This window comes from Acinetobacter sp. S4397-1, assembly GCF_024129285.1.
GTDB classification, from domain to species: Bacteria; Pseudomonadota; Gammaproteobacteria; order Pseudomonadales; family Moraxellaceae; genus Acinetobacter; species Acinetobacter lwoffii_C.
In genome coordinates, this window is sequence record NZ_JAMXXZ010000101.1 from 1 (window position 1) to 252 (window position 252).

Annotated in this window: 2 pseudogenes; both read left to right on the forward strand. The window is 46.0% G+C overall.

Going from position 1 to position 252, the window contains the following annotated elements:
* Nucleotides 1–50: pseudogene (locus NI467_RS14975) on the forward strand (hypothetical protein); the annotation flags it as partial.
* A gap of 117 nt (nt 51–167) precedes the next feature.
* Nucleotides 168–252: pseudogene (locus NI467_RS14980) on the forward strand (transposase family protein); the annotation flags it as partial.

The following is a 252-nucleotide window of genomic DNA, read 5'->3' on the forward strand; positions in this document are numbered from 1 at the left end:
ACCGAACCTTATTTCACGTTGCGACGAGCTACGGGGTTTCAGAGTCCACAGCCTCAAGAATTGTCCGTCATGTTGAAGACTGCCTGATTCGCTCCAATCTCTTTAATTTACCCAAAGATTTACCCGAGGGCGAAGGCATCGATTGGAATGTTGTGATCGTGGATGCCACAGAAATTCCAATCCAAAGGCCTAAAAAAACAGAAGAAAAGCTATAGCGGCAAGAAAAAGACCCACACCTTCAAAGTACAGGCC